Below are 24,505 nucleotides of genomic sequence, written 5' to 3'. Positions count from 1 at the left end.
GCGCCCCTGCCGGGCGTGCGCCCGCGGCAAGAGAGAAGGCAGGAACTTATGAAAGAGAAGGGCGAAACGGCTCGCCACACCATCAGCCTTCTGGTGGACAACGAAGCCGGCGTTCTGGCGCGTGTGATCGGCCTGTTTTCGGGCCGGGGCTACAATATTGAAAGCCTGACCGTGGCGGAGGTGGACCAGGACGATTATGTTTCGCGCATCACCATTGTCACCAGCGGCACCCGCATGGTGATCGAGCAGATCAAGGCGCAGCTTGACCGGCTGGTGCCCGTTCACCGTGTGTCGGATCTGACCACCGAAGGCCCGGCGGTGAGCCGCGATCTGGCGCTGGTGAAAGTGAGCGGCACCGGCGAAAAGCGGGTGGAAGCGCTCCGCCTGGCGGATGCCTTTCGCGCCAGCGTGGTGGACAGCACCGTCAACAGCTTCGTTTTCGAACTGACAGGGTCCGCCGACAAGCTGGATGCCTTCATCGACCTGATGCGGGATCTGGGCCTGGTGGAAGTGGCGCGCACCGGCGCGGCTGCGCTGTCACGGGGGGATCGGGGGCTTTGAGCCTCAACGTTTTACGCACTGAATCGCAATTTCAAGAACAGGGACTTAAGCCATGCAGGTTTATTTTGACGATCATGCCGACCAGAACCTTATCAAGGACAAGACCATCGTGGTGGTCGGCTATGGCTCGCAGGGCCATGCCCATGCCAGCAATCTGAAGGATAGCGGCGTTGGCAATGTCATCGTGGCGCTGCGCGAAGGGTCTGCCACGCGCAAAAAGGCCGAGGCGGCGGGCTTCACCGTGATGACCGCGGCTGAGGCCGCCGGCAAGGCGGACATGCTGATGATGCTGGCGCCCGACGAGCATCAGGCGGATATCTATGCCCGCGATGTGGCCCCCAATCTGAAGGAAGGGGCGATGCTGCTGTTCGCCCACGGCCTGAACATTCATTACGGCCTGATCGAGCCGCGCGGCGATCTGGACGTGGCCATGGTGGCGCCCAAGGGGCCGGGCCATACGGTACGGGCGCAATATGTGGAAGGGCGCGGCGTTCCCTGCCTGCTGGCGGTGGACAAGGACCGCTCCGGCAAGGCCAAGGACATCTGCCTGGCCTATGCCAGCGCCATTGGCGGTGGCCGTTCCGGCATCATTGAGACCAGCTTCCGCGAGGAATGCGAAACCGACCTGTTCGGCGAGCAGGCGGTGCTGTGCGGCGGGCTGAGCCACCTTATCAAGGCCGGGTTCGAAACCCTGGTGGAAGCCGGTTATGCGCCGGAAATGGCCTATTTCGAATGCCTGCACGAAGTGAAACTGATCGTGGACCTGATCTATGAGGACGGCATTTCCAACATGCGCTATTCCATCTCCAACACGGCGGAATATGGCGACTACAAGACCGGCCCGCGCATCATCACCGATGATACCAAGGCGGAAATGAAAGCGGTTCTGCGTGATATTCAGAACGGCCAGTTCGTGCGCGATTTTATCACCGACAACAAGGCGGGCAACCCGGAGCTGAAGGCCAATCGCGGCCTCGCCGCCCGCCACGAGATCGAAGAGGTGGGCACCCGCCTGCGTCAGCTCATGCCCTGGATGAAAGAGGGCAAGCTGGTGGACCGGGAGCACAACTAAGCCTCTTTTGCTGATCGGGGCGGGTGGTTGTCCGCCCCAAACTCTCGGCGCAAGGCACTCTTGCCCCAACTTGGCGGCTGTTTCGGCAGCCGCCTTTTTCTTGGAGAAGTGGACCGGGGCGACATTTTATTGCTGAAAAAGAAGCTGTTGCGACCGGTTCATAATCTGATAAAAGACAGGAAGGCCGTAATCGCAAAGAGGTTCACCATGCCGCGTGACAACCGCCAGCTTGCAAAAGTTCATGCCCGCCGCGCATCCGCCCGCGCCGCTGTCGCCCGTTCGGGTGATGCCGGTCGCCTGGCCCTGATCGCCGGGCCGGGACTGCTTCTGGCGCTAGGTGGCGCACTGCTAGGTGGCGCACTCGGCGTCGTGGGGGGCTTGGCCGTGTAGGACGGTCGCCAGTTTGCATTCCACCGCGGCGCCACCGGTTCGGTCGGCGCCGTATTTTTGGGCGGTCCCGACCGTCGGGAACCCCGTTCCAGTCAATATCTCGATGTGGGGACCACGGATCATGACCCATACACATACACAACCATCTCGGACCCAGACGGCACAAAAGGCACAGGGCGCGCCCGATCTGGGGGATCGCGTGCGCATCTTTGACACCACGTTGCGCGATGGGGAACAGAGCCCCGGCGCGTCCATGACGATTGAGGAAAAAATCCGCATTGCCGAGGTTCTGGAAGCGATGCGGGTGGATGTGATCGAGGCGGGCTTCGCCATCGCATCCACCGGGGATTTCGATTCCGTCAATCAGGTGGCGCGCACCTGCAAGGACAGCATTGTCTGCTCGCTGGCACGCGCCGCGCCCGGCGATATCGACCGTGCGGCGGAAGCGCTGAAGCCTGCCGTGCGCCCGCGCATTCACACCTTCATCGCCACATCGCCCCTGCACATGAAGGTGAAGCTGGACATGACGCCGGAAGCCGTGCTGGACGCCATTCATGACAGCGTGTCCCGCGCGCGCAATCTGGTGGACGATGTGGAGTGGAGCGCGGAGGATGCTTCCCGCTCCGAGCCGGATTTTCTCTATCGCGCCATCGAAACAGCCATTCGCGCCGGGGCCACCACCATCAATCTGCCGGACACGGTGGGCTATGCCACACCGGCGGAATATGGCGCGCTGTTCCGCAATGTGTTGAACAATGTGCCCAATGCGGACCAGGCGGTGCTTTCCAGCCATTGCCACAATGATCTGGGCCTGGCCGTTGCCAATGCCATCGCGGCGGCGGAAAACGGGGCCCGGCAGGTGGAATGCACCATTAACGGCATTGGCGAACGGGCGGGCAATGCGGCGCTTGAAGAGTTCGTCATGGCCCTGCGGGTGCGCGGTGATGCGCTTGGGCTGCACACCGGCATCAAGACCGAGGAAATCACCCGCGCCAGTCGGCTGGTAAGCCAGGTGACGGGCTTTACCGTGCAGAACAACAAGGCGGTGGTGGGGGCCAATGCCTTCGCCCACGAGTCGGGAATTCATCAGGACGGTATGCTGAAAAATGCCGAAACCTATGAAATCATGACGCCCGCGTCCGTCGGGCTCAAGGCCAGCAAGCTCGCCATGGGCAAGCATTCGGGCCGTCATGCCTTCGCCGACAAGCTCAAGGATCTGGGCTATGAGCTGGGCGATAACGCATTTCTCGACTGTTTCCGCCGCTTCAAGGATCTGGCCGACCGCAAGAAACAGATTTATGACGAGGATATCGTGGCCCTTGTGGATGACGAGGTGGCCGCGGCGCACAATCGAATCAAGCTGGTCTCGCTGTCCACCTATACCGGGTCGAGCGGCAAGGCGGTGTCAGACCTGACCCTCGATATCGACGGGGAGCAAAAGGCCAAGGTGGTTTATGGCAGTGGCCCGGTGGATGCCGCCTTCAACGCCATCAAGGCACTGATCGACTATCGGCCTCATTTGCAGCTTTTTCAGGTCCATGCGGTTACCGAGGGTACCGATGCCCAAGCGGAATGCACCGTGCGCCTTGAGGAAGAGGGCATGACTGCTTCCGGCCAGGGCGCCCACGAGGACACCGTCACCGCCGCCGCGCGGGCCTATCTGGCCGCCGTCAACAAGATGCTGGCCAAGCGCGATCGTCGAACCGGGGCTGCTGCCGGCAAGGAGCCGCGCGCATCGGCCTGATTATGGCCGTGCCGTGAAAAAGTGGCCTCGCTGCCTTATTATGGACGCTTGTTCTCTTGTATGTCTTGTGCAGGTGTCCCATAACCAACCGCAAGACCGGATGGACGGGTTGTGGATCCCCGGCGCGTGGCACCGGTCGGGGTGCGGCCCGCCGGGTGGACTTGTTTTACATAGAGAGGCATTACAATGCTTTCCAGACTGCTGGGGATGTTCTCAAGCGACGTGGCGATCGACCTGGGTACCGCCAATACCCTCGTCTATGTGAAGGGGCGCGGAATCGTTCTGAACGAACCGTCCGTGGTGGCGATCAAGGCGGAAAATGGCCGGGACCGGGTGCTCGCCGTGGGGGATGAAGCCAAGCTCATGCTTGGCCGCACGCCCAGCGGCATTCAGGCCATTCGCCCGCTGCGGGACGGTGTGATCGCCGACTTCCATGTGGCGGAGCAGATGATCAAGCACTTTATCCAGAAAGTGCACAACCGGTCCTTTGCCAGCCCGCAGGTGGTGGTTTGCGTGCCATCCGGTTCCACCGCGGTGGAGCGCAAGGCGATTCAGGAATCCGCCGAGCAGGCGGGCGCCCGCAAGGTTTACCTGATCGACGAGCCGATGGCCGCGGCGATCGGGGCGGGCCTGCCCGTAACGGAGCCGCAGGGCTCCATGGTGGTGGACATTGGCGGCGGCACCACGGAAGTGGCGGTGCTGTCGCTTGGCGGCATTGTCTATGCCACATCCGTTCGGGTGGGCGGTGACAAGATGGATGAAAGCCTGATCGGCTATATCCGTCGCAACCACAATCTGCTGATCGGGGAAGCCACCGCCGAACGCATCAAGAAGGAAATCGGCACCGCCAAGGTGCCGGAAGACGGTGTGGGCGACAGCATGATCATCAAGGGCCGGGACCTGATGAACGGCGTGCCCAAGGAACTGGAAGTGAATCAGGCCCAGGTGGCGGAAGCGCTGAGCGAGCCGGTTTCATCCATCGTTGAAGGGGTCAAGCTGGCGCTGGAACGCACGGCGCCGGAACTGGCCGCGGATATTGTGGATCGCGGAATTGTGCTGACCGGTGGCGGCGCGCTTCTGAAAGACCTGGATACGGTCATCCGCAATGCCACGGGCCTGCCGGTTTCCATCGCGGAAGAATCGCTGACCTGCGTGGCGCTGGGTACGGGCCGGGCGCTGGAAGACGAATTCCTGCGCCAGGTGCTGACCGAAAGCTACTGACCGCCGCACCGGGCCCCGGTGAAGCAGGGAATCGGCGAAACAGGGGGTCGGTGAAAAGGTCGGGGCGCGTTCCGGGTACATGCCGGGCGGCGCCCCGCATCGGGCGGCGGGATGGACACTTTGACCAACGGAGGAGCCGGGGGTGAATACGGCCCTGCCACCAGGGGGGACAGGTACCACGCCGCTCGCGGGCGGCGTGGCCAGCGGCGCCCGGTTTCAACGCCGTGGCGGCGGCGAAGGGCGTGTTGCTTTCTGGCTCTATGCGGTGGTCGCCCTGCTGTTTCTGCTGATGGAAACCTTGAATTACGATATTCCGGGCCAGGTGCGCGGTACCGCCGGTGACGTGGTGGCGCCCGTGCTGGATTTGCTGGAGCGCCCCATCAGCGCCACCCAGAGCGGCCTGGAGCGGCTCGCCGGGGTTTCCGACATCTATCTGGAAAACCAGCGCCTGACCGATGAAAACGACCGGCTGCGCCAATGGCGGGCGGCGGCGATCCAGTTGCGCCGGGAAAATGAGCGCCTGCGCACCATGCTCAAGGTGCCGGGGCGCGAAGTTCCCATCGCCGCCACGGGCCGGGTGATCGGTGTGGGCGGCGGCGCCTTTGAGCGCAGCGTCATCATCAATGTGGGGCGCGCCGATGGCGTGTCCCGCAACTGGCCGGTGGTGGACCGTTTCGGCCTGGTGGGCCGCATCATTCATGTGGGGCAATGGTCCAGCCGTGTGCTGCTGGTCAATGACCTGAACAGCCATGTGCCCGTGCGCATCGCCCGCACCGGCGACCTGGCCATGGGGGAGGGGCGCAACAGCGAGCGCCTGCGCCTGACATTCCTGCCGCCCGAAGCGCGCGTTCAGGATGGCGACCGGGTGACAACCAGCGGCCATGGCGGTGTCTATCCGCCCGATCTGCCGCTGGCCCGCGTGGTATCCGTGGGGCGGGAGGAAATATTGATGTCCCCGCTGGCCGGGCTGGACCGGCTGGATTATGTGCGGGTGCTGGCCTATGATCCGCCCGCGCCCGAACGTGAACAGGCCGGGGGGCGCACCGGGTCCGTGCATTTTCCGCTGGGCGAGGCCGCTTCGACGGGTGGCGATGACCCCGCGGCGACCGATGGGGCGACCGACGGGGCGACTGGCGCGGCGACGGGCGATGCCGCGGCGGAGGACGGCACATGATGCAGGGCAACCCGGATATGGCGGCAACAGGCCCGGCGGCGGCCATTCCGGTCGTCGTCACCCTGATCATGGCCATGCTGATGCTGTTGCCCGTGGGCAGCGGCGCGGCCAGTGTGGTTCTGCCGCATCTGGTAATGATCTCGGTTTTCTACTGGGCGTCCAACCGGCCCCTTCTGATGCCCTATGGCGCGGTGGCTTTCATCGGCTTCGTGCTGGATTTGTGGCTGGATGTGCCGCTGGGGCTCAACATGCTGCTGCTGCTGCTCGCCCGGCTTTTCGTAATGGGGCAGATCAAGTATTATCGGGGGCGCTCACGGTTGGCATATTGGGGTGTTTTCACCCTGATGTCCGTGGGCCTTTATGGCCTTTCCTGGCTGATCGTCTCGCTGGTGGGCGGGCGTTTCTGGACGGTGGCGCCCCTGGCCATGGAATGGCTTGTGACCGTGCTCGCCTATCCGCTGGTCACATTGCTGTTCAGCCGCCTGCGCCGCAGTCTCATGGCCCGATCGGGATGACGGGGCGCATGAACAGGCAGGAAGGCGGCGAAACGGGCTTCAATCCCGGTCGGGGACATCATGGCGCGTGAAGCGGAACGGTATCAGCTTTTTACCCGGCGTGCGCTGCTATTGGCGGGCGCACAGGGCTTGGCGCTTGCCGGTCTTGGCGGGCGGCTTTATTATCTGGCTGTGGTGCAGGGCGATGAATTGCGCCTGCGCGCTGACAAGAACCGCATATCTCTGCGACTGATCGCGCCGGAGCGGGGCGAAATCCTGGACCGGCACGGTCGCAAGCTGGCGACCAACCGGCAGGATTACCGCGTGGTGCTGATCCCGGAGCGCGCCGGGGTGCTGGCCGATACTCTGGCCGCGCTGGGCCGCATTGCCCATTTGAACGACCGGCAACTGAGCCGCGTGCGCACCCGTGTGCGGCGCCAGCGGGCCTTCGTGCCGGTGGTGGTCGCCAGCGGCCTGGACTGGGACACCTTCAGCCGCATCAATGTGGCCATGCCGGACCTGCCGGGCGTGATGCCCGATGCGGGCCTGTCGCGTTTCTATCCCGATGGCGAAACCGTGGCCCATCTGGTGGGCTATGTGGGCACGCCGTCCGAAGACGATCTGGACGGGTCCAAGCTGTTGCGGCTGCCGGGGTTCAAGATTGGCCGGGACGGTCTGGAAAAACAGCTCGACCCCATGTTGCGCGGCGAGGCCGGTACCCGCCGGGTGGAAGTGAACAGCGTGGGCCGGGAGATTCGGGAATTGCCGCCGCGCACGGACGCCCGGCGCGGGGCGGATGTGCCGATTTCCATTGATCTTGCCCTGCAGGATACCGTCATGGCCGAATTGGGGGAAGAAGCCGCGGGCGTGGTGGCGCTGGATATCCATACGGGCGAGGTGCTGGCCATGGGCTCCAGCCCCGCGTTCGACCCCAATGAATTTTCTGCCGGGATCAGCCGGGAAAACTGGTCCGCCATGCTCAGGGACCCGCGCAAACCGCTGTTGAACAAGTGCCTGGCGGGGCAGTTCCCGCCGGGGTCCACCATCAAGATGCTGGTGGCGCTGACAGCGCTGGAGCGGGGCATCATCACCGAAGACACGGATTTTTACTGCGGCGGCAAGCACCGGCTGGGCAACCACACATTCCATTGCTGGAAGCGGCGCGGCCATGGGCGGCTGACATTGCTGGAAGGCATTGCGCAAAGCTGCGACGTCTATTTCTATAAGCTGGCCGAGCAGCTTGAGGTGGACCATATCGCCGAAACCGCCAGCCGGTTTGGCCTTGGGCAGATTTTCAATATCGGCCTGGAAGGGCAGAAATCGGGCCTGTTGCCCACCCGTGCCTGGAAACGCGCCGTCAAGGGGGAGCCCTGGCAGAAGGGCGAAACCCTGGTCATCGCAATCGGGCAGGGCGCCATGCTGGCCACGCCGCTGCAACTGGCGGTGATGACCGCGCGTATTGCATCCGGCCGCAGGGTGACGCCAACTTTGGGCCGGGTGCCGGAGTCCGTGTCCGATGCGGTTTCCATGATCGAACCCATGGATACCAGCCCGCTGCATCTGCGCAGTCTGCGCCGGGCCATGGAAATGGTCACCGAGCCCGGCGGCACCGCCCATGACTGGCGCCGGGCGCGCAGCGCCCCAAAGCTGGCGGGCAAGACCGGCACGGCCCAGGTGCGCCGCATATCTCAGGCAGAGCGGGATACCGGCGTGAAGGACAATGAGGAATTGCCCTGGCAATACCGCGATCATGCCCTGTTTGTGGGTTATGGCCCGGTGGACAATCCGCGCGTGGCGGTCAGCGTGTTGGTGCAGCATGGTGGCGGCGGGTCCAGCACCGCGGCGCCGATCGCCCGCAAGGTGCTGGATCGGGCACTGGAACTGGGCTACGGCCCCGGTGGTCGCCGCGGCGTTCCCGGCGAGGAGCGCAGCGGCGGGCGTGCCGACGGCGGGACGGAGAAGGACTGAGCCATGGCCACATCCACCATATTCGCGCCGCGCCGGGTGGAGAAGCCGCTTCTCCACAAGCTCAGGGATCTGAACTGGTTCATCATTCTGGTCAGTTGCGCCATTGCCGCCATCGGCTTTGCGGTGCTGTATTCCGTTGCGGGCGGTGAATGGGATCCGTGGGCATCCCGCCAGTTCATCCGCTTCCTGCTGGGGCTGGTGCTGATGGTGGCCATTGCGGTGACCGACATCCGCATCTGGATGGCGCTTGCCTATCCCGCCTGGCTGGTGGCCGTGGGGCTGCTGGTGGCGGTGGAACTGGTGGGTGCCACCGGCATGGGGGGGCAACGCTGGCTGGACTTCGGCTTCATGCGCATCCAGCCGTCGGAACTGGCCAAGATTGCAACGGTGATGGCGCTGGCCCGCTATTATCACGGGCTGGATATCGGCGCCGCCCGGCGCCTGATGAACCTTGCGTTTCCGCTGGTGCTGGTGGCGATTCCCATGGTGCTGGTGGTGCGCCAGCCGGACCTTGGCACCGGCCTGACCATCATCGCCGGTGCTGTGGCCGTTCTGTTCATGGCCGGTCTGCCCGCGTGGCTGTTCTGGCTTTCCGGTATCAGCGTGCTGGCGGCCATTCCGGTGGTCTGGCAATTTCTGCGGCCCTATCAGCAGGATAGGGTGTTGACATTCCTCAACCCGGAATCCGACCCGCTGGGCGCCGGCTACCAGATCACCCAGTCCAAGATCGCGCTTGGCTCCGGCGGTGTCACGGGCAAGGGGTTTCTTCAGGGAACGCAGAGCCAACTCAACTTCCTGCCGGAGATGAAGACCGATTTCATCTTCACCGTACTGGTGGAGGAATTCGGCCTGTTGGGCGGTGCCACATTGCTTGGGCTTTATGTGCTGGTTCTGGGCTATGGCCTGCTGATCAGCATTTCCTGCCGCAACCAGTTTGGCCGCCTGCTGGCCGCCGGGCTGACCCTGACCCTGTTCCTGTATGTGTTCATCAATGTGGGCATGGTGATGGGGCTGCTGCCGGTGGTCGGCGTGCCGCTGCCGCTGGTGTCCTATGGCGGATCGGCCATGCTGACCTGGCTGGTGGCGTACGGCCTGATCCTGTCGGTGGCCACCCATCGCAATGTGACCCTGGCCCCCAAGGGCAGCGGCCTTGCCTGACAGGTGGGGCGGCTTTCGGGGGCGCGCCGGCATTGGGGTGCGATCCGCGCGGGGTGCATATGCAGTCCGCCCTTGCAAGCGCGCGCCCAGCGGCTAGGCTGGGCCGGGAACGCCGCGCGATCCATGGCGGCATGGCACCTGCTTGGGGAGAGTTAATATGCTGAACGGGATTTCGCCGATGCGTCGGCTGGTAAGTGGCGCGGCCCTTGGCCTGGGGATGATGGCGGCGCCGATGCTTTCCGGTGCCGTGAGCGCGCAGAACAGCGACCTGACCAGTGCCGTGCAGCAGGATTATGGCTATCTGCATGATCTTTATGTACATCTGCATCAAAACCCGGAACTGTCCTATCAGGAAAAGGACAGCATGGAGCGGGTGGCGCGCGAACTGTCCGATGTGGGCTTTGATGTAACCACGGGCGTTGGCGGTCACGGCCTTGTGGGCGTGCTGAAGAATGGCGATGGCCCGACCGTGCTGGTCCGCAGCGACCTGGATGCCCTGCCGGTGAAGGAGCAGACGGGGCTGCCCTTCGCCAGCGATGTGACGACCACCGACGACCAGGGCAATACGGTGCCTGTCATGCACGCCTGCGGTCATGATCTGCACATGACCACGCTGGTGGGCACGGCGCGGCGGCTGGCGGCGTTGAGGGACCAGTGGTCCGGCACGCTGGTCATGATCGGCCAACCCGCGGAGGAGCGTGTCACCGGCGCCGAGGCCATGCTGGAAGACGGCCTGTTCGAGAATTTCCCGCTGCCGGACTATAATCTGGCGCTGCATGTATCCGCCAGCCTGCCGTCCGGCAAGCTGGGCCTGACGGAAGGATACGCGCTGGCCAATGTGGACAGTGTGGATGTGCATTTCTTCGGTGAAGGCGGGCACGGGGCCTATCCCCATACCACGAAAGACCCGGTGATCATGGCAAGCCAGACCGTGGTTGCCCTGCAAACGCTGGTGAGCCGGGAAATCTCTCCGCTCGATCCGGGTGTGGTGACGGTGGGGTCGATCCATGCGGGCACCAAGCACAATATCATTTCGGACGAGGCGCATTTGCAGCTCACCGTCCGCTCCTACAAGGACAGCGTGCGCAACCAGCTTGTATCGGGCATTGAACGGATCGCCCGCGCCCAGGCCATGAGCGTCGGTATGCCGGAGGAAAAGTGGCCCGATGTGAGCGTGAGCGAAAGCACGCCGTCCACCTATAACGATCCCGCGCTGACCCGGCGTATCAAGACCGGGTTCGAGGAAACCTTCGGAGCCGAGCGGGTGGAAATGGTGCCGCCGGTGATGGCGGCGGAGGATTTCGCTCTTTATGGCCGTACCAGTCACGACATTCCCAGCCTGATCTTCTGGCTGGGCGGTGCTTCACCCGAAGCGGTGGCCAAGGCGGAAGAAAGCGGCAATGCACTACCCAGCCTGCATTCGCCCTTTTTCGCGCCGGATGTGGAAATCGCATTGCCCCAGGGGGTTCGCGCCATGACAACCGCGGTTCTCGACCTGATGAAAGAGAACACGCAATAGCTGTGACCGCGCCCCGTAAGCGTGTCTTGTGGCGCCTGGCCAAAGGCGGCTATCATCGGGCTTTGATGAATCTATAGCGGGGCGGTTGCGTGGCCGACCATGACGAACTGGAAAAGCGGGTTCTTGCCTTTGTGGAGGCGCTGGGCGAGATAGACGACATCGCCACTTTGACGGCGCTGTTTTCCGCTCTGATCCGTGATTATGGCTATGAAAATTTCCGCTGTGCCGAATTGTATCGGTCAGGGGCACCACTCTATCCACGGTTGGCATTCGGTGAGCTGAGCCATGATTGGTGCGTGTATTATCGGGAAAACGATTATGTCTATGCGGATGTCACCGTACAGCAGGGACTGATCGCCAAATACCCCTTCACCTGGAGCGATATACGCGAGCGTCAGCGTATCAATGCCCTGTCGGAACGCATGTTCCGGGAGGCGGAGCGGGATTTTCACCTGAAAGACGGCCTGCTGGTGCCCATCCATCAATCCGACGGCACGGTATCCATGGTTTCCATGATCGGCGAAGCCCCGGATACCGCCGATATTGTGCGCCGGGCGCTTGGCATGGCCGCCCAGTTTCTGCACAACAAGGCCAGGGAGTTGAGCGGGTTTCGCCCTGAAGACGGGGACTTTTCCGGCGGCAGCCCCGTATCCCGGCGGCAACTGGATTGCCTGCAATGGGTGGCTGAAGGCAAGTCCGACTGGGAGATCAGCCAGATTCTCGGCATTGCCGAGGCCACCGTGCACAATCATATCGAAGCCGCCAAACGCAGCCTGTCTGTGACCACCCGCGCCCAGGCCGTGGCGACGGCCAGCCGCCGCAAGCTGATGATCCTTTAACGGCATTCTCCCCCGTATTCTGCCTGATCCTGTGTGACCGCGCCCCTCCGGCGTGGTTTTTTGTGGTTCCGGTGCACCCCTGGCACCGCATCTTCCGGGGCGGCTGTACCAGAATACGCCTTGCAATGATCTGATCAGATCAGTGCCTCGCCCGCCTGTGTTTCTTAACCTTTCGGGGAAGCCGGGCCGATCCCCATGTCCGGCCAGCGCAGCCACAGGGGCGGTCTGGACGATCCGACCCCCGGACAAGGAAGAGAAACCATGATTCATGCTGTCACCCCCTCGCGTCGCCGCCAGTATGCCCAACAGATGGATGCCATGTTTACCGCGCGCCACGCCCTGTATGTGGAAGGTCGCGGCTGGGAGGATCTGCGCCGGGAAGATGGACGGGAGCAGGACCAGTTCGATCATCAGGATGCCATATATCTGATGGCGCTGGATTCGGACCAGGCGCTGGAGGGCGGGCTTCGGCTGGTGCCCAGTTCCGCCCCGCACATGCTGAGCGATGTGTTTTCCCATCTGTGCACGGGGCAAAGCGCCCCCACGGGGCCGGATGTGTTCGAACTGTCCCGTGTTTTTGTCAGTCACGAATCACCGCGCGATCCGCAGGGGCGCCTTATCAAGGGCAAGCTGATGGTGGCGCTTTATGAATTCTGCCTGCGTCACGGCATCGGCACGCTTACCTCGGTGTGTGACACCTATTTCCTGCCGCGCCTTCTCGAATCGGGGCTGGATGTGCGCCCGCTCGGTTTGCCTCAGCCTTATGAAACGGGGGAAATGGTGGCCATATCCATGGCGGTGCGATCGGGGGATGTGGCCCTGTTGCAGCATAATTACGGCATTGACGGCGGTATGCTGGTGGAAGCCCCCTTCCCGGAATGGACGAGCCCGGTTGAAGGCAATGGCAGCGACAGCGTTGAAGCCGCGGCCCACCGGCTGGACCAGATGAAGGATCAGGACCCGGATCTGACCGATCTGCTGGAGGAATTGCAGGCCCTGATGCCCAGGCTGGCCTCGAAGAATCCGGCAGTGGTACGGCGGGCGGAAAGCTCGCTCGACGGGTTGGCCCATCGGGCCCGCTATCATGTGGCCGAACGGGAAGGCGGGCACAGCGGCACCCTGAACTGATCGCTTGTGTTGCGCCGCATATAAAGAAAGTGTTTACGATTTTGTTACAAGGCCGTAGATTTCCGGCACTGAGTCGCAGGCGCGCGGCCTGTTAGCAGGTCCGTTCCCGCCTTTTGGGGAGAGGGCGGTACGGGGTAACCGGCGCGCTTCGGTGAGGGTGGATGATCCTGCCTGATGGCTGATCAATCCAGAGAGAGGGGGAGGCCCGGTTTACACGCCCGCAAGGGTGCTGGAACCGGGCCTTTTCATGTTTAACGCCTTGACGGCTGTATCAGCGGACGCGACAAGATGTTCCGTGCTCTGGCAATCATGCGCCAGAGGCCGCGCCCGTTCGGGGGCGGCGCCGGGATTTCATCGCAGATTTCCCCCGTGCGGGGGCCCAGAGGGGCGTATGGCCGAGCTAGCCGACAGGGACGAATCCATTGCCGCCTTTCGTGCCCATGCCCATGGCCTGAAACGCCGCGGTGCGCAGGAAGAGGCGGCGGCCATGTTTCGTGACCTTGTGCGCCTGGCACCGGATCGCGCCGATCTGTGGCGGGACTATGGTGACAGTCTTTTCACCCTGCCCGGACGGCGGGGGGAGGCAAGCCAGGCCTATGCCCAGGCCCTGAAACTGGCACCCGGCGATGGCAAGGCCAGTGACCAGTTGGATGCGCTGTCCGACCGTCCCACGCTGAAGGGGCGGCGCGAGGCGCCTTCCACCGTGCCGCACGGCCCGGCATCCGGGGCGGCGCCGGTGATGGACCCGGTGGCGCGCGGCGCCGGTGAAAAGGACAGCCTGATGGCCGAGGCCCGTGCCCAGGAAGCGCGGGCGAACTGGTCGGCGGCGGCGGAGGCGTGGCGGGCCGTGCTGGACCATGATCCCGATGATAGCTGGGTCTGGTGTCAGTATGCCCATATTCTCAGCGTTCATCTGCATCGCTTCGAGGCGGCGGAGGCGGCCTATCGGTCGGCCATGGAGGCCGATCCCACCGATGACTGGGCCTGGGGCAAGCTGGGTATCATGCTGGCGGATTTCCTCGATCGGGCTGGCGAAGGCCAGGCCCTGCTCAGGGAAGCGATCCGCCTTGAGCCGGGGGAGCCGTTTTATCATGGCTGGCTCGGCTGGTCCCTGTATCGCCAGAACGAGGATATTCCCGCCGCCGAATCCTGCTTCGCCGAAGCGGTGCGGCTGGCGCCGGACTATGCCTGGGCGTGGTTTCATCTGGGATTGGTGCGCTATATACGTGGCGATTCCCCGCGAGAGGCGCTGAAGGCGCTGGATCGGGCGCTGGCGCTGGAAGGGGAGGACCCGGCAGCGCTGTTCAACAAGGCCCTGATCCATGAAGAGCAACTGGGTCGCCCGGAAAAGGCCCGTCGCCTGCTGGAACGCGCGGCCAATCTGGCGCCGGAGGATGCGGGCGTGCGCGCGCGTCTGGGAATGCTGTTTCACGGGCCGCTGGGCGACCCGGCAAAGGCGGTGCACCATTACCGCGCCGCGTTGGAGCGGGCGCCCGAAGACTATGATGTGATGACCCGCCTCGGTTGGTTGCTGTGGGAGGAAACGCCCCATGTGGCGGATGGCATCGCCTGTCTGGAGCGGGCGGCGGACCTGGCGGGGGATGACCCCTGGGTGCTGACCCATCTGGCGCAGGGCCTATTCTTTGGCCTTGGGGCGCTTGACAAGGCGCAACAGGGGGAGCCCGCCCCGGATCTGGACCGGGCGGAGGGGCTGTTGCGGCAGGCCCTTGTACTGGACCCGGATTATGAATGGGCCCATGCCTGTTTGGGGCTGGTGATGGCCGAAGGGCGCGGCGATCTGGCCGCCGGGGAGGCGTCACTTCTGCGGGCGCTTGATCTCAACCCGGATTATATCTGGGCACGCTATCAGTTGGGCCGGGTGTATCTGCATGGCATGGCGGACCCGGATGCGGCGCTTGGTCAGTTCATACAGGTGCTGGAGGCGGTGCCCGGCCACACGGCTGCCTTGTATGAGGTGGTGTGGCTGGCCCTGTTCGGGCTTTATCGCCCGGATCTGGCGGCGGGATATGCCGCCGAGCTGGTAACACTGGAAGATGACAGCGCCTATGCGCAGGCGCTGGCCGGGCGTGTATTGCGCTATCTGGACGGGGAGGGCGCCGAAGCGGGCGCCCGGCTGCGGCAGGCGGTGCTTCTGGCGCCGGATGATCATTTTGTCTGGCATGAGTATGGTCAGTGGCTGCTGTTTCACGGGCAGGACCGCGAAGCGGCGGAAGAAGCCCTGCTCACCGCCCGCAAGCTGGACCCTGCCTGTGGCCTGGCGGAGGCTGATGTGGGGCTGTTGCGCTGGGTTCAGGGCGATGTGGTCCGGGCGGCGGCGCATTTCGAGCGGTCATTGGAAATTGATCCCGACTGCGGCGCAAGCTGGCGGGCTTATGGCTGTTTCCTGATGCTGTCCAACCATGATCAGGCACTGGCGGAGCAGGCTTTTGAGCGTGCCATCGATCTGGAGCCACGGTGCTTTGAAAGCTGGGCGCTGATGTGGGCCCTGATGGACCGTCAGGGGGCCAATGATCGCGCCCGCGCCGCCAAGTCCCGCGCCCACGCACTGGCGGGAGACCGCCTGGACGTGGATGACTGGCTGGAACGCTCCCTGTCCCTGCGTCCGCCGGAAACCGTGGGCCGCTGAAGCCCCGGCGCTCGCGGAGCGGTGCGCAGAGCGCACAAGCGTGTGTGGTGATATCCTGTTGTGGCGTTGCATCTACCGCCATACCGCCCGGCGCGGTATGAGCGGAGGGCATGACCATGCCCCGCGGCGCGTGCCGCGCCCTCGCGGAGCGGTGCGCAGAGCGCACAAGCGTGAGCGGTAAACTAAATGTGACAACTCGCCATGCCGCGCTTGGCCAGATATTGCTGGTGATAATCTTCCGCGGGCCAGAAAGTGGCGGCATCTTCCACCTTGGTCACGATCGGGCGGCGGAAATGACCGGATCGGTCCATGTTCGCCCGCTTTTCTTCCGCGATTCGGCGTTGGCCATCATCATGAACGAAAATGATGGAGCGGTACTGGGTGCCCACGTCCGGGCCCTGTTTGTTCAGTTCCGTGGGGTTGTGATTGGCAAAGAAAATGTCCACCAGTTCGCCATATCCAATGCGGTCGGGATCATAGGTGACCTGCACCACCTCCGCATGGCCGGTTTTGCCGGAGCACACGTCTTCATAGGTGGGATTGGCCCTGTCGCCGCCCATATAGCCCGCCGCGGTGGCGGTTACGCCGTCCGTGGTGCGGAAAACCTCCTCCACACCCCAGAAGCAGCCGCCGCCAAAAGTTGCCTTTGCCATAATCCTGTCCTTTCCCCCAGGCATGTATTCCTTCATGCTGGTCATCAGATGGGGCCTTTCTGCCCGCTTGTCGAGATGAACCGTGAAATTTTCCGCGCCCCCAACGGGATGCGCGCCTTTTATGGAAGGATGCCCTTCATGACAAATTCCGGGTTTTGTGGAAATTTCAGGCTGGCCGCAGGGGCGCTGCTGATCTTGATGGGCGCGATGGCCCCGGCGGCGGGCGCTCAGTCCAGCGGCGACGGCGCGGCTGAGGGATCGGCCATTCCGCCGGACCTGCTGGCGGTGGATCGCAAGCGCTGCATGGAAACCTGCACGCCGGGCGGTGTGGAAAAGGAGATGTGCGCGGCATTGTGTGACTGCACGGTGGATCAGTTCCGCAACCGATTCAGCTTTGACCGCTATCTGACCGTGCGCACGGAACTGGCGGAGGGGGCCGTTACCGAGCAAACCCGCCAGGCGCTGGATTCCATCGCCAGCTATTGCACGGAACAATTGCCGGAGCCGGAGGCAGACTCCGCGCCGGATGCGGGGTCCGGCGATAAAAGCACGGAATCAGGCGGCAACTAGCAAGGAAGGGCCGGTCTTCGGCCCGGTGCTGGTTCTCATGCTTCGGCATCCACCGCGCGGGGGTGGCCTTCGGTGTCCACGGCCACAAAAATATAGCGGCCTTCGGTTACCTTGTAGCGCTTCCGCTCCACCCCGCGATTGGCATAGACGTGAATGTCCACCGTGATGCTGGTGCGGCCCACCCTGGCGATATCCGTATAAACGCTGACCACGTCGCCCAGCTCGATGGGGCGGTGGAACTTCATGGCCTCCACCGCCACGGTGGCCACCGGCCCGCGCGCACGGGCGCCGGCGACGATCCCGCCGGCAATGTCCATCTGGCTGAGAACCCAGCCGCCGAAAATATTGCCGTTCACGTTCAGGTCTGATGGTTGGGGTACGGTGCGTATGGTGACGGTATCGGTCATGAGGCTCTCTTAGCTATTGTCATTGTTGTTACTGTTGGTGTGCGTGCCGGGCCGGTCGGCCGCCTGTGCTTCGCTGGGCAGGGATTCCACATACAGCGACTGGCTGGGAAAGGCAAAGCTGGCGCCGTGGGATTCCACGATCCGCTTGATGGTGAGCAGCACCTCTTCCTTGTGCGCCAGATAGGTGACCCAGTCGGTGGCGCGGGTGAAGCAATAGACCATGATGTCGATGGAACTGTCATTGAAGCTGTCCAGCCGGATCATGGTGGAGGCTTCTTCCGGCGCGGCCAGATTGTCATTTGCCAGAATGGCCGCCTCGATATCCTGCCGGATGGCGGTGAGCTGGTCCGCCGTGGTGCGATATTCCACGCCCACTTTCCAGTAGATTCGCCGAAACGGCATACGGGAATGATTTTTCAGTGCCGCATCGGCCAGTTGGCTGTTGGGTACATAGATGGGCACCCGGTCGAACAGGCGGATGCAGGTGGTGCGGAAGCCGATATCCTCCACGGTGCCGTTGACGGTGCCGGGTACCTCGATCCAGTCCCCCACCTCGAAACGCCGCTCCCCCAGCACGAACAGGCCGGAGATCAGGTTCTTGAACAGGTCCTGCGCCCCCAGGGCCACGGCCACGCCGAACAGCCCCAGCCCGGCCAGAAGGGCGGCCACATTGATGCCCCAGATTTCCAGCACCGTCGCCAGCGCCAGCGCGCCGATCAGCCCGCGCACCGCCCTGACAAGCCAGCCGATCGCCGCTTCGTTCAAAAAGCGCTGTGTGCCCCGCACCAGAAGGCTGTTGATAAGATTGGCGGAATTGTAAAGCGCCAGAAACAGGCTGACGGCCACCAGTGAGCGTACCGTCTTTGTCGCAATATCGGACCACATATCGTTCAGCGGCAGCAATGCGACGGCGAAAGCAAGGCCCGCCGTGACGGTCAGCAGCTTGAGCGGGGAAAACAGGCTATCCGCCAGGGTTTCCAGCCCCGACCTGTCCAGCCGTCGGGCCAGTGCCAGCAGGCGCCCGGTAATGATGCGCGCAACCAGCACGCGCAGCACCAGCGACAGCAGAACCGCGGCCAGAGCGGCGGTCAGGGTGGGGCCATCCACGCCAACCAGGCCGTCCCGCCACAGGGCGGTGGCGGCTTCTCCCAGCCAGCGGGCACCGTCTTTCAGGGTCTCCGTCACGTTCATGGCTTTTCGCGCCCGTTTTGTGGGGTGTTTTCCACGTGGTCCACGCGATCCGGCGGGCTGTCCGGTGTTTCGGGGCGTTCGTGTTCGGGTGTGTGGTTCATGCGCTCCCCGCTGGCGGCGTCGTCATGGCCGTGGCGGTTGCTATAGAAAAGAAGGGCCATCAGGCCGAATCCCACCAGCAGGGTGAAGAACACCATCAGCCCCCCGGCGATCAGGCCGTTCACGGTGATTTCCCCGCCGCCGGGCAGGGTGCCAATGGTCGCCAGAGCCGCCACGCCGAGCAGGCTGATCGCAAGGCTCGCCAGGGCGGTTCTGATAAGGATTTTCAGCATGATGCCGGTCCTGTTCCAGTGATTTTGAAGCGGTTGCCGCGCGTGAAGCCGCAAACGGGTCAGGGGAGGTGCTCGATACCCGGCGCCCCTTCGTGGCCATGCGGGCCGTGGGTCATTCCCCGGCGGGGTATGCCTTCAGAAAGGCCCGCAGGCGCCGCGCACTGGCGCCGAAATCGCTGACCCCCACGGCGGACAGGGCGCGCAGGTCGATCCGGCTGCCTGTGTCCGTGGCGGTCACCCGGATTGCGATATTATAGCGAAAATTGAACCAGAGGCTGCGATCCGTGGCCTCGATATGGCCTTTTCCCGGTTGGGATACGATCACCGTCCAGCCCAGCTTTTCAGCAACCCGTGCCGCCGTGACGATGGTTTGCCGCACACCCGTGTCAACCAGCAGGGGCCCAAGATCGCCATATGCCTTCTGATGCAGTTCCGCATGGCGAGGGTCCAGCCGACCGCCGCGAACCGCATCTGAATCGCGGGCATCATAGCGACGCGGCTCGATCGCCGTGAAGCGGGGGGGATTGTTCAGGTCGGTGGTCACATCATGGATCGGGGCGGCTTCCCGCACCTGAACCGACACAGTATAGAGTGGCCAGCCCACCATGACGGCCAGCGCCAGCGCCAACCACGCACGGCCACCGGCGCGGACCTGCGGCGCCAGCCGGGAGTGGACAATGCCCAGAACGGTCAAGGTGCCGCCAAACCCCAGCGCGATACCGGTGATCCAGATCAGTTTGAAGCGCAGCGCCAGATCCGCGCTGTCATTGTCTCCGTCGCCATAAAGGCCAAAGCCATAGCCCGGCCCGGCCAGAAAGAATGCGGCGGTGGCCGACAGCATGGCGATCAGGCCCAGCGTGACCAGCTTCGAGGGCTTTTCATCCCGCCTGTTGAAGAATATGCGCGACATAGAGATTCCCAAATGACGCCGAAAGGGTATGGACTGCGCGGCACTGTGCCGCGAATACCGGCGCACGGCAAGTCAGCCCTGCCTCTACAGCAGTTTTCAACTTCTACTGTACCGGGGCGCTTGTGAAAAGCCTCATCTGATGGAATCCGCACAGTGAAACAGGGAACTAGGCTTGTGATTCGTTCCGTGGGGGGGTGCCCTGCGGGGCCTGCACGCGCATGGCCTGCTCGGCCAGTCGGGCGATGCGGGCCCCGTTATCCCGCCATGTGAACCCGGCGGTCAGCAGATGGGCGCGGGCCGCCATGCCCAGGGACCGGCGCAGGTTCGCATCCGCCGCCAGCCGCAGCACGGCCAGGTCAAAGGATTTCATATGGTCCGGCGGGAACAGCAGGGCGGTGGATTCATGGCGCAGCACATCCCGGATATTGGCCTGATCCGGTTCCACGATGGCCAGCCCGGCGGCCATGTATTCCATCAGTTTCAAGGGGCTGGCATAGGGCAGAACGGTGGGTTGAGCGGCGATGTCGAAGGCGCGCACATAATCCGGCATGGCGCTGCGCGGTTGCACGCCGGTCACGGTCAGTCGCGGGCTCACACCCAGCTTTTCGGCGAGCTGCCGCGCTGCCGGGATCGCCGGGCCGTCCCCCACCACCAGCAGATGGGCATGGTCCGGCATGGCCGGGTCCGTCAGCAGGCGGATCAGGCGATCCAGGCCATGCCAGGGGCGGATATACCCGGCCAGGCCGATGACCAGCGCATCCTGAAGGCCAAGGGCCCGCCGAACCGGGGAGGGGTGGGAAGCCGGATGGAACAGGTCCGCATCCGTTCCATTGGGGATGGTGGTGATCCGCTGCTCGGCGACGCCCGCCGCCCTGACCCGTTCGGCCAGCGGTGTGCTGACCGGCAGACAGTGGCTCGCCCGGCGCCATGTCTGCTGTTCCAGCCGCCGCGCCAGTCCGCGCAGGCTGAGCCCACCATGGGCGGCGCGTTCATCCGCCAGCGGGGCGTTGATTTCCATGAGCAGCGGAAGGCGCTTGCGGCGCGCCAGCCAGGTACCCGCCAGCAGAAACAGATTGTAGCGTTCATACAGAATATCGGGTCGGTGGCGTCGCCACAGCCGCCAGAGCCGCCATGCCGCGGGCAGATTATAGGCCAGCTCCAGTATTTCGCCGACCCAGCCGGGCGCGCGGCGGCGCAGCGTGCCAAGCAGCCGGTTCAGCGGGCCGGGCGGGCCTTCGGCTTTGGCGGCGCTGAGCCGGGGGGCCGCCACCACCACCTTGTGGCCCGCCGCCCTCAGGCTTTCGATGATGGCATCGATGTGAACCCGCTGACCGTCCGCCGCTGCCGTGCGGTGGTGGTATAATATAGTCAGCGGGCGCGCCGTGTGGGGCGCCTGCCGGGAACCGGGCGGTGCGGGGTCTGCTTTTGGCGTGGAGGGCTTTAGCACGGCGGATCAACTGTTCATGCGATGGGTGATGATGGCCAGCGCATCCATCAGATCCGCTTCTTCCGCATCGAAGGCGCGGCGCCCTTCCGTGATCAGTTCCTCGCCGCGGTGAAATTCCATCAGGCCCACATGGCCGCAGCGGGGTGTGATGGTGATGTCCGGCGGGTCGCCCGCCAGGCGGGATCGGGACAGCCGGTTCTGCATGATGTTCAGGCTGGCCACCATATTGGCGAACAGGCTCGGCGCATCGGCCCGGTGCCGCATGAGGCGGCGCAGGAAGAATCGGTTCTCCTTGCGTTCGACTCTGGTGTCCGGCGATGTGGCGGCAGTATCCCATTCGGAAAAGACACCGAACCCGTCATCGATTCCCTCATCGTCCAGTGTGGAGGAATCGGTGTTTTCGGGTGCCGCTGTTGCATTTTGCGCCGGGTGGCCTTTGGCAAGGGCGCCCGCCCGCGTGGCGCGGCGGCGACCGTAGAAATCCTCCGCCAGATTGACGGCGATGACCAGATCGCATCCTGCCGCGCGACAGACGGATGTGGGCACCGGGTTGACCAGCGCCCCATCCACCAGCCAGCGGCGCCCGATCTTGACCGGCTCGAACACACCGGGCAGCGCGAAGCTGGATTGGATGGCGGGGGCCAGGGCGCCTTCGGTAAGCCATATCTCATGGCCGCTTTTCAGTTCCGTGGAGACGGCGGTGAAGGGCACACGGGTGTCGCCAAATGTCATGCCGGCAAAATTGTCTTCCATAAGGTCGCGCAGTTTTTCGCCGCCGAACAGGCCGCCGCGCCCGAATCTGAGGTCAAGGAAGCGCAGAAAATTTCCGCCCGATAGCTGATGGACCCAGTCTTCCAATGCATCCACACGGTCGGCTGCCAGCGCACCGCCCACCACCGCGCCGATGGATGTGCCGGCCACCACGTCCACCGGTATGCCTTTTTCCGCCAGCCGGCGCACCACGCCGATATGGGCCCAGCCACGGGCCACGCCCGCCCCCAGTGCCAGGCCGATCTTCGGCCTCTGGCGCCGGGGCGGGGCGCCGCTGTCCCGCTCATCCCGCGCATCGCGGCGCGGCGGGTGTGGCATGAAAGAGGGGCGTTTTGGGCGCATGAGGTGTGATACTCCGGTTCCGGGCGGCAAAGGCCACCACGCCCCCATTAAAAGGGGTTCGAGGCGCCGTTGTTAAGGGTTTTCTGCCGGTGTGCTCCCTGAGCCGGGTTCCGGCTCATGGCGCAACAGGTCACCGGGCTGGCAATCCAGCACATCGCACAGCGCTGCCAGGGTGGCGAACCGAATCCCCTTCACCTTGCCGGAACGTAGCAGCGACAGGTTGGCCTCTGTAATGTTCACACGGGCGGCCACTTCGCGCGCGGTAAGGCCCCGATCCGCCAGAAGGTGGCTCAGCTTTACCTTTATGGTCATATGATCGCATCCAGTTCCGTGCGGGTGTCGGCGCCTTCCGTGATCACATGGCTCATGGCCAGCGCCATCACGCCCGGCAGAAAGGCCAGAATCTGCGTCGCTTCCAGGCCAAGAACGATCATGCGTTCCCCCACCGGATTGCCCAGGGTGAGCGCCAGGGAAAGCAGCGGCTCACTGGCGATATCCGCGATTCCATAGCCAATGGTGAACAGCCCGGTAAGGCGACAGCGCCGCGCCGAGGCGGCGGACAGGCGCTGCCCGGTGCGCCACAAAGCCAGAAGGGCGCGCAGATGGTGAAGGGCCACCATCAACAGCCCCACTGCTATCATGTTGACAAGAAAACCAGCCGCCTTCTGCCATCCCGGAAGCGGTGCGGGCGTGGGCAGGCTGAACACCAGCGCGTGGGGATTAAGGGCGCGATAGCTTTCCGGGTCCAGCCAGAACAGGGCCGTGGCGAGCGGCAGGGTCACCAGAATGGTGGCGACGAACAGGCTCAGGCCCCGAAGGCCCGGCCTGAAAGGGTGTCGTGATGTTTGTGACATATCGCGCCTCATATTTATTGCTAGACAATAATTTTTTATTATACTGCATAAGCAGCCCCGGCAAAACCGCAAAGGATCATGCCTGTGCCTGATCACCGAAAAAGCCGAGTCACGCGACAGCGACCCGTATGTCGGGCACGGCATGGTGCGCGCGGCGCCGCTCTTTTAGGCGCCCGTTTGCCGGGGCGCATCCTCATCTTCTCTTTCGTCATTTCCGCGTTGATGCCCGCAGGCCAGCATAACGCGATCGCCGCCATGGCCGCCGCCGACCCGATCGGCCCGGAACAGGGCAGGGGATTGGTCGTTCCCGTACGCCCCAAGGGCAGAAATCTGCCACCCTCCCTTGCCGTGGGGCAGCGACTCACCATGAGCTATCTGGTTTTGCCGGATGGCGGCGTGATTTCCCTTGCTGACTGGATTCTGGCGCCCCTGTCCCGCCATGATGCCGCCCGGCCCGGTCATGCGGGCGGCCTTGGGGTGGGTGCCAGTGCTTATGATCGCCGCCTGTTTCTGGGGGCAGGCGCGCGCGCCATGGCCGGGCTTGGTGATGTGCGGGGGCAGCCGCCGGGCCGCCTGAGACCTATCCGGGGGGTGAGGGCGTCGGATTTCGGGCATGTTCCCTATGTGCCGATCACCGGTGCCCCCGCGCCTGCCTTGCGGGAATCTCTGGTGTCCGCCATGGCGCCCTCCTATGGCACCGGTCTGCCGGGCCTCAATGCGCGTTTTGCCGTGGACGGGCTTGCCGAGGCGGTGGCCCATCAGCAGGCCACCTGGATCGATTGACCCGCTGCGCATGGTCGGGCGCGTCTTGCCCCGGTGAATGTGCCCCCGCCTTATCCGCGGAATTCCAGCCTTTTTGACCCTTTTTCAAAAAACTTCAAAAAAGGGCTTTACAGGTCAGTGGCTGCTGCTTATAAACCGCTCCCGTCGCCGATGAGAACCGGAAACGGTCGAAACGGCGATCCCGCAAAGAAACCAACAGGTTACGGCGCGGTTTTGTTCTTTGACATTGTGATTTTGGAAGGGAGATGAGGACGGTGGTGCGTTTTTTACGTACTATTGTTCTGGTCTCTAACGAGAAGGATACTTCTTGTGTGAGAAGGAGCGATGGTT

General features: G+C 63.9%; 25 protein-coding genes. 15 read left to right on the top strand and 10 right to left on the bottom strand.

What is annotated here, in order from left to right:
* Positions 1-48 precede the first annotated feature (48 nt).
* From ilvN to WGH93_RS10610, 13 genes are all read left to right on the top strand, one after another.
* A complete protein-coding gene (gene ilvN, locus WGH93_RS10670) occupies positions 49-561 on the top strand; it encodes an acetolactate synthase small subunit (protein WP_374764875.1) in 513 nt (170 codons plus the stop codon).
* Between the two features lie 52 nt (positions 562-613).
* Entirely contained in the window at positions 614-1,633 is a 1,020-nt protein-coding gene (ilvC, locus tag WGH93_RS10665) for a ketol-acid reductoisomerase (RefSeq protein ID WP_374764874.1), read from the top strand.
* Positions 1,634-1,840: 207 nt separating this feature from the next.
* On the top strand, positions 1,841-2,023 hold the full coding sequence (locus WGH93_RS10660; protein WP_374764873.1) for a hypothetical protein: 183 nt from the start codon (positions 1,841-1,843) through the stop codon (positions 2,021-2,023).
* A 121-nt stretch (positions 2,024-2,144) separates the two neighbouring features.
* Entirely contained in the window at positions 2,145-3,767 is a 1,623-nt protein-coding gene (locus WGH93_RS10655; protein ID WP_374764872.1) for a 2-isopropylmalate synthase, read from the top strand.
* Between the two features lie 186 nt (positions 3,768-3,953).
* A complete protein-coding gene (locus tag WGH93_RS10650) occupies positions 3,954-4,988 on the top strand; it encodes a rod shape-determining protein (RefSeq protein WP_374764871.1) in 1,035 nt (344 codons plus the stop codon).
* 142 nt (positions 4,989-5,130) lie between these two features.
* A complete protein-coding gene (mreC, locus tag WGH93_RS10645; RefSeq protein ID WP_374764870.1) occupies positions 5,131-6,162 on the top strand; it encodes a rod shape-determining protein MreC in 1,032 nt (343 codons plus the stop codon).
* Positions 6,159-6,677: a rod shape-determining protein MreD gene (gene mreD, locus WGH93_RS10640; protein WP_374764869.1), complete on the top strand. Its 519-nt coding sequence runs from the start codon at positions 6,159-6,161 to the stop codon at positions 6,675-6,677. The genes mreC and mreD overlap by 4 nt, the downstream gene beginning before the upstream one ends.
* A gap of 60 nt (positions 6,678-6,737) precedes the next feature.
* On the top strand, positions 6,738-8,624 hold the full coding sequence (gene mrdA, locus WGH93_RS10635; RefSeq protein WP_374764868.1) for a penicillin-binding protein 2: 1,887 nt from the start codon (positions 6,738-6,740) through the stop codon (positions 8,622-8,624).
* Between the two features lie 3 nt (positions 8,625-8,627).
* A complete protein-coding gene (gene rodA / locus WGH93_RS10630; protein WP_374764867.1) occupies positions 8,628-9,782 on the top strand; it encodes a rod shape-determining protein RodA in 1,155 nt (384 codons plus the stop codon).
* 157 nt (positions 9,783-9,939) lie between these two features.
* On the top strand, positions 9,940-11,301 hold the full coding sequence (locus WGH93_RS10625) for an amidohydrolase (protein WP_374764866.1): 1,362 nt from the start codon (positions 9,940-9,942) through the stop codon (positions 11,299-11,301).
* 89 nt (positions 11,302-11,390) lie between these two features.
* Positions 11,391-12,140, top strand: a complete 750-nt coding sequence (locus WGH93_RS10620) for an autoinducer binding domain-containing protein (protein WP_374764865.1) — start codon at positions 11,391-11,393, stop codon at positions 12,138-12,140.
* Positions 12,141-12,401: 261 nt separating this feature from the next.
* The gene (locus WGH93_RS10615) at positions 12,402-13,268 is read left to right on the top strand and encodes an acyl-homoserine-lactone synthase (protein WP_374764864.1); all 867 of its coding nucleotides are present in this window, start codon (positions 12,402-12,404) and stop codon (positions 13,266-13,268) included.
* Positions 13,269-13,659: 391 nt separating this feature from the next.
* On the top strand, positions 13,660-15,915 hold the full coding sequence (locus WGH93_RS10610; protein ID WP_374764863.1) for a tetratricopeptide repeat protein: 2,256 nt from the start codon (positions 13,660-13,662) through the stop codon (positions 15,913-15,915).
* 182 nt (positions 15,916-16,097) lie between these two features.
* Here WGH93_RS10610 and msrA read toward each other — a convergent pair whose 3' ends face one another.
* On the bottom strand, positions 16,098-16,568 hold the full coding sequence (msrA, locus tag WGH93_RS10605) for a peptide-methionine (S)-S-oxide reductase MsrA (protein ID WP_374764862.1): 471 nt from the start codon (positions 16,566-16,568) through the stop codon (positions 16,098-16,100).
* A gap of 138 nt (positions 16,569-16,706) precedes the next feature.
* Here msrA and WGH93_RS10600 point away from each other — a divergent pair, with 138 nt between their 5' ends.
* On the top strand, positions 16,707-17,138 hold the full coding sequence (locus WGH93_RS10600) for a hypothetical protein (protein WP_374764861.1): 432 nt from the start codon (positions 16,707-16,709) through the stop codon (positions 17,136-17,138).
* Positions 17,139-17,173: 35 nt separating this feature from the next.
* Here the strand turns inward: WGH93_RS10600 and WGH93_RS10595 are convergent, their stop codons facing one another.
* From WGH93_RS10595 to WGH93_RS10560, 8 genes are all read right to left on the bottom strand, one after another.
* Complete coding sequence (locus tag WGH93_RS10595) at positions 17,174-17,545, bottom strand: acyl-CoA thioesterase (protein ID WP_374764860.1); 372 nt, start codon at positions 17,543-17,545, stop codon at positions 17,174-17,176.
* Between the two features lie 9 nt (positions 17,546-17,554).
* Positions 17,555-18,736, bottom strand: a complete 1,182-nt coding sequence (locus WGH93_RS10590; RefSeq protein ID WP_374764859.1) for a mechanosensitive ion channel family protein — start codon at positions 18,734-18,736, stop codon at positions 17,555-17,557.
* Positions 18,733-19,068 carry a hypothetical protein gene (locus WGH93_RS10585; RefSeq protein WP_374764858.1) on the bottom strand — a complete coding sequence of 112 codons (336 nt, stop codon included), beginning with the start codon at positions 19,066-19,068 and terminating at the stop codon, positions 18,733-18,735. The genes WGH93_RS10590 and WGH93_RS10585 overlap by 4 nt, the downstream gene beginning before the upstream one ends.
* Before the next feature lie 112 nt (positions 19,069-19,180).
* Positions 19,181-19,978 carry a DUF1499 domain-containing protein gene (locus WGH93_RS10580; protein ID WP_374764857.1) on the bottom strand — a complete coding sequence of 266 codons (798 nt, stop codon included), beginning with the start codon at positions 19,976-19,978 and terminating at the stop codon, positions 19,181-19,183.
* Positions 19,979-20,144: 166 nt separating this feature from the next.
* On the bottom strand, positions 20,145-21,425 hold the full coding sequence (locus WGH93_RS10575; protein ID WP_374764856.1) for a glycosyltransferase family 4 protein: 1,281 nt from the start codon (positions 21,423-21,425) through the stop codon (positions 20,145-20,147).
* Positions 21,426-21,431: 6 nt separating this feature from the next.
* Positions 21,432-22,514, bottom strand: coding sequence for a patatin-like phospholipase family protein (locus WGH93_RS10570; protein WP_374764855.1), 1,083 nt, complete (start codon positions 22,512-22,514; stop codon positions 21,432-21,434).
* Positions 22,515-22,610: 96 nt separating this feature from the next.
* Complete coding sequence (locus tag WGH93_RS10565) at positions 22,611-22,850, bottom strand: helix-turn-helix domain-containing protein (RefSeq protein ID WP_374764854.1); 240 nt, start codon at positions 22,848-22,850, stop codon at positions 22,611-22,613.
* A complete protein-coding gene (locus WGH93_RS10560) occupies positions 22,847-23,392 on the bottom strand; it encodes a DUF2975 domain-containing protein (RefSeq protein WP_374764853.1) in 546 nt (181 codons plus the stop codon). The genes WGH93_RS10565 and WGH93_RS10560 overlap by 4 nt, the downstream gene beginning before the upstream one ends.
* A gap of 177 nt (positions 23,393-23,569) precedes the next feature.
* Here WGH93_RS10560 and WGH93_RS10555 point away from each other — a divergent pair, with 177 nt between their 5' ends.
* A complete protein-coding gene (locus tag WGH93_RS10555) occupies positions 23,570-24,175 on the top strand; it encodes a hypothetical protein (protein WP_374764852.1) in 606 nt (201 codons plus the stop codon).
* A 94-nt stretch (positions 24,176-24,269) separates the two neighbouring features.
* Here WGH93_RS10555 and WGH93_RS10550 read toward each other — a convergent pair.
* Positions 24,270-24,505, bottom strand: a 236-nt coding sequence (locus WGH93_RS10550) for a hypothetical protein (RefSeq protein WP_374764851.1), incomplete at its 5' end; no start/stop codon positions are given.

The organism is Yunchengibacter salinarum (assembly GCF_037658235.1).
In the GTDB taxonomy this organism is placed as follows: Bacteria; Pseudomonadota; Alphaproteobacteria; order Sphingomonadales; family Kordiimonadaceae; genus Yunchengibacter; species Yunchengibacter salinarum.
The sequence above is the reverse complement of the archived record's forward strand: the minus strand, read 5'-3'. Positions and strand labels throughout refer to the sequence as shown.

Excerpts from the sequence above, each read along its gene's own strand:
- ilvN (WP_374764875.1), top strand. The coding sequence starts at position 49 with ATGAAAGAGAAGGGCGAAACGGCTCGCCACACCATCAGCCTTCTGGTG.
- ilvC (WP_374764874.1), top strand. The coding sequence starts at position 614 with ATGCAGGTTTATTTTGACGATCATGCCGACCAGAACCTTATCAAGGAC.
- WGH93_RS10660 (WP_374764873.1), top strand. The coding sequence starts at position 1,841 with ATGCCGCGTGACAACCGCCAGCTTGCAAAAGTTCATGCCCGCCGCGCA.
- WGH93_RS10655 (WP_374764872.1), top strand. The coding sequence starts at position 2,145 with ATGACCCATACACATACACAACCATCTCGGACCCAGACGGCACAAAAG.
- WGH93_RS10650 (WP_374764871.1), top strand. The coding sequence starts at position 3,954 with ATGCTTTCCAGACTGCTGGGGATGTTCTCAAGCGACGTGGCGATCGAC.
- mreD (WP_374764869.1), top strand. The coding sequence starts at position 6,159 with ATGATGCAGGGCAACCCGGATATGGCGGCAACAGGCCCGGCGGCGGCC.
- mrdA (WP_374764868.1), top strand. The coding sequence starts at position 6,738 with ATGGCGCGTGAAGCGGAACGGTATCAGCTTTTTACCCGGCGTGCGCTG.
- rodA (WP_374764867.1), top strand. The coding sequence starts at position 8,628 with ATGGCCACATCCACCATATTCGCGCCGCGCCGGGTGGAGAAGCCGCTT.
- WGH93_RS10625 (WP_374764866.1), top strand. The coding sequence starts at position 9,940 with ATGCTGAACGGGATTTCGCCGATGCGTCGGCTGGTAAGTGGCGCGGCC.
- WGH93_RS10615 (WP_374764864.1), top strand. The coding sequence starts at position 12,402 with ATGATTCATGCTGTCACCCCCTCGCGTCGCCGCCAGTATGCCCAACAG.
- WGH93_RS10610 (WP_374764863.1), top strand. The coding sequence starts at position 13,660 with ATGGCCGAGCTAGCCGACAGGGACGAATCCATTGCCGCCTTTCGTGCC.
- msrA (WP_374764862.1), bottom strand. The coding sequence starts at position 16,568 with ATGGCAAAGGCAACTTTTGGCGGCGGCTGCTTCTGGGGTGTGGAGGAG.
- WGH93_RS10600 (WP_374764861.1), top strand. The coding sequence starts at position 16,707 with ATGACAAATTCCGGGTTTTGTGGAAATTTCAGGCTGGCCGCAGGGGCG.
- WGH93_RS10595 (WP_374764860.1), bottom strand. The coding sequence starts at position 17,545 with ATGACCGATACCGTCACCATACGCACCGTACCCCAACCATCAGACCTG.
- WGH93_RS10590 (WP_374764859.1), bottom strand. The coding sequence starts at position 18,736 with ATGAACGTGACGGAGACCCTGAAAGACGGTGCCCGCTGGCTGGGAGAA.
- WGH93_RS10585 (WP_374764858.1), bottom strand. The coding sequence starts at position 19,068 with ATGCTGAAAATCCTTATCAGAACCGCCCTGGCGAGCCTTGCGATCAGC.
- WGH93_RS10580 (WP_374764857.1), bottom strand. The coding sequence starts at position 19,978 with ATGTCGCGCATATTCTTCAACAGGCGGGATGAAAAGCCCTCGAAGCTG.
- WGH93_RS10570 (WP_374764855.1), bottom strand. The coding sequence starts at position 22,514 with ATGCCACACCCGCCGCGCCGCGATGCGCGGGATGAGCGGGACAGCGGC.
- WGH93_RS10565 (WP_374764854.1), bottom strand. The coding sequence starts at position 22,850 with ATGACCATAAAGGTAAAGCTGAGCCACCTTCTGGCGGATCGGGGCCTT.
- WGH93_RS10560 (WP_374764853.1), bottom strand. The coding sequence starts at position 23,392 with ATGTCACAAACATCACGACACCCTTTCAGGCCGGGCCTTCGGGGCCTG.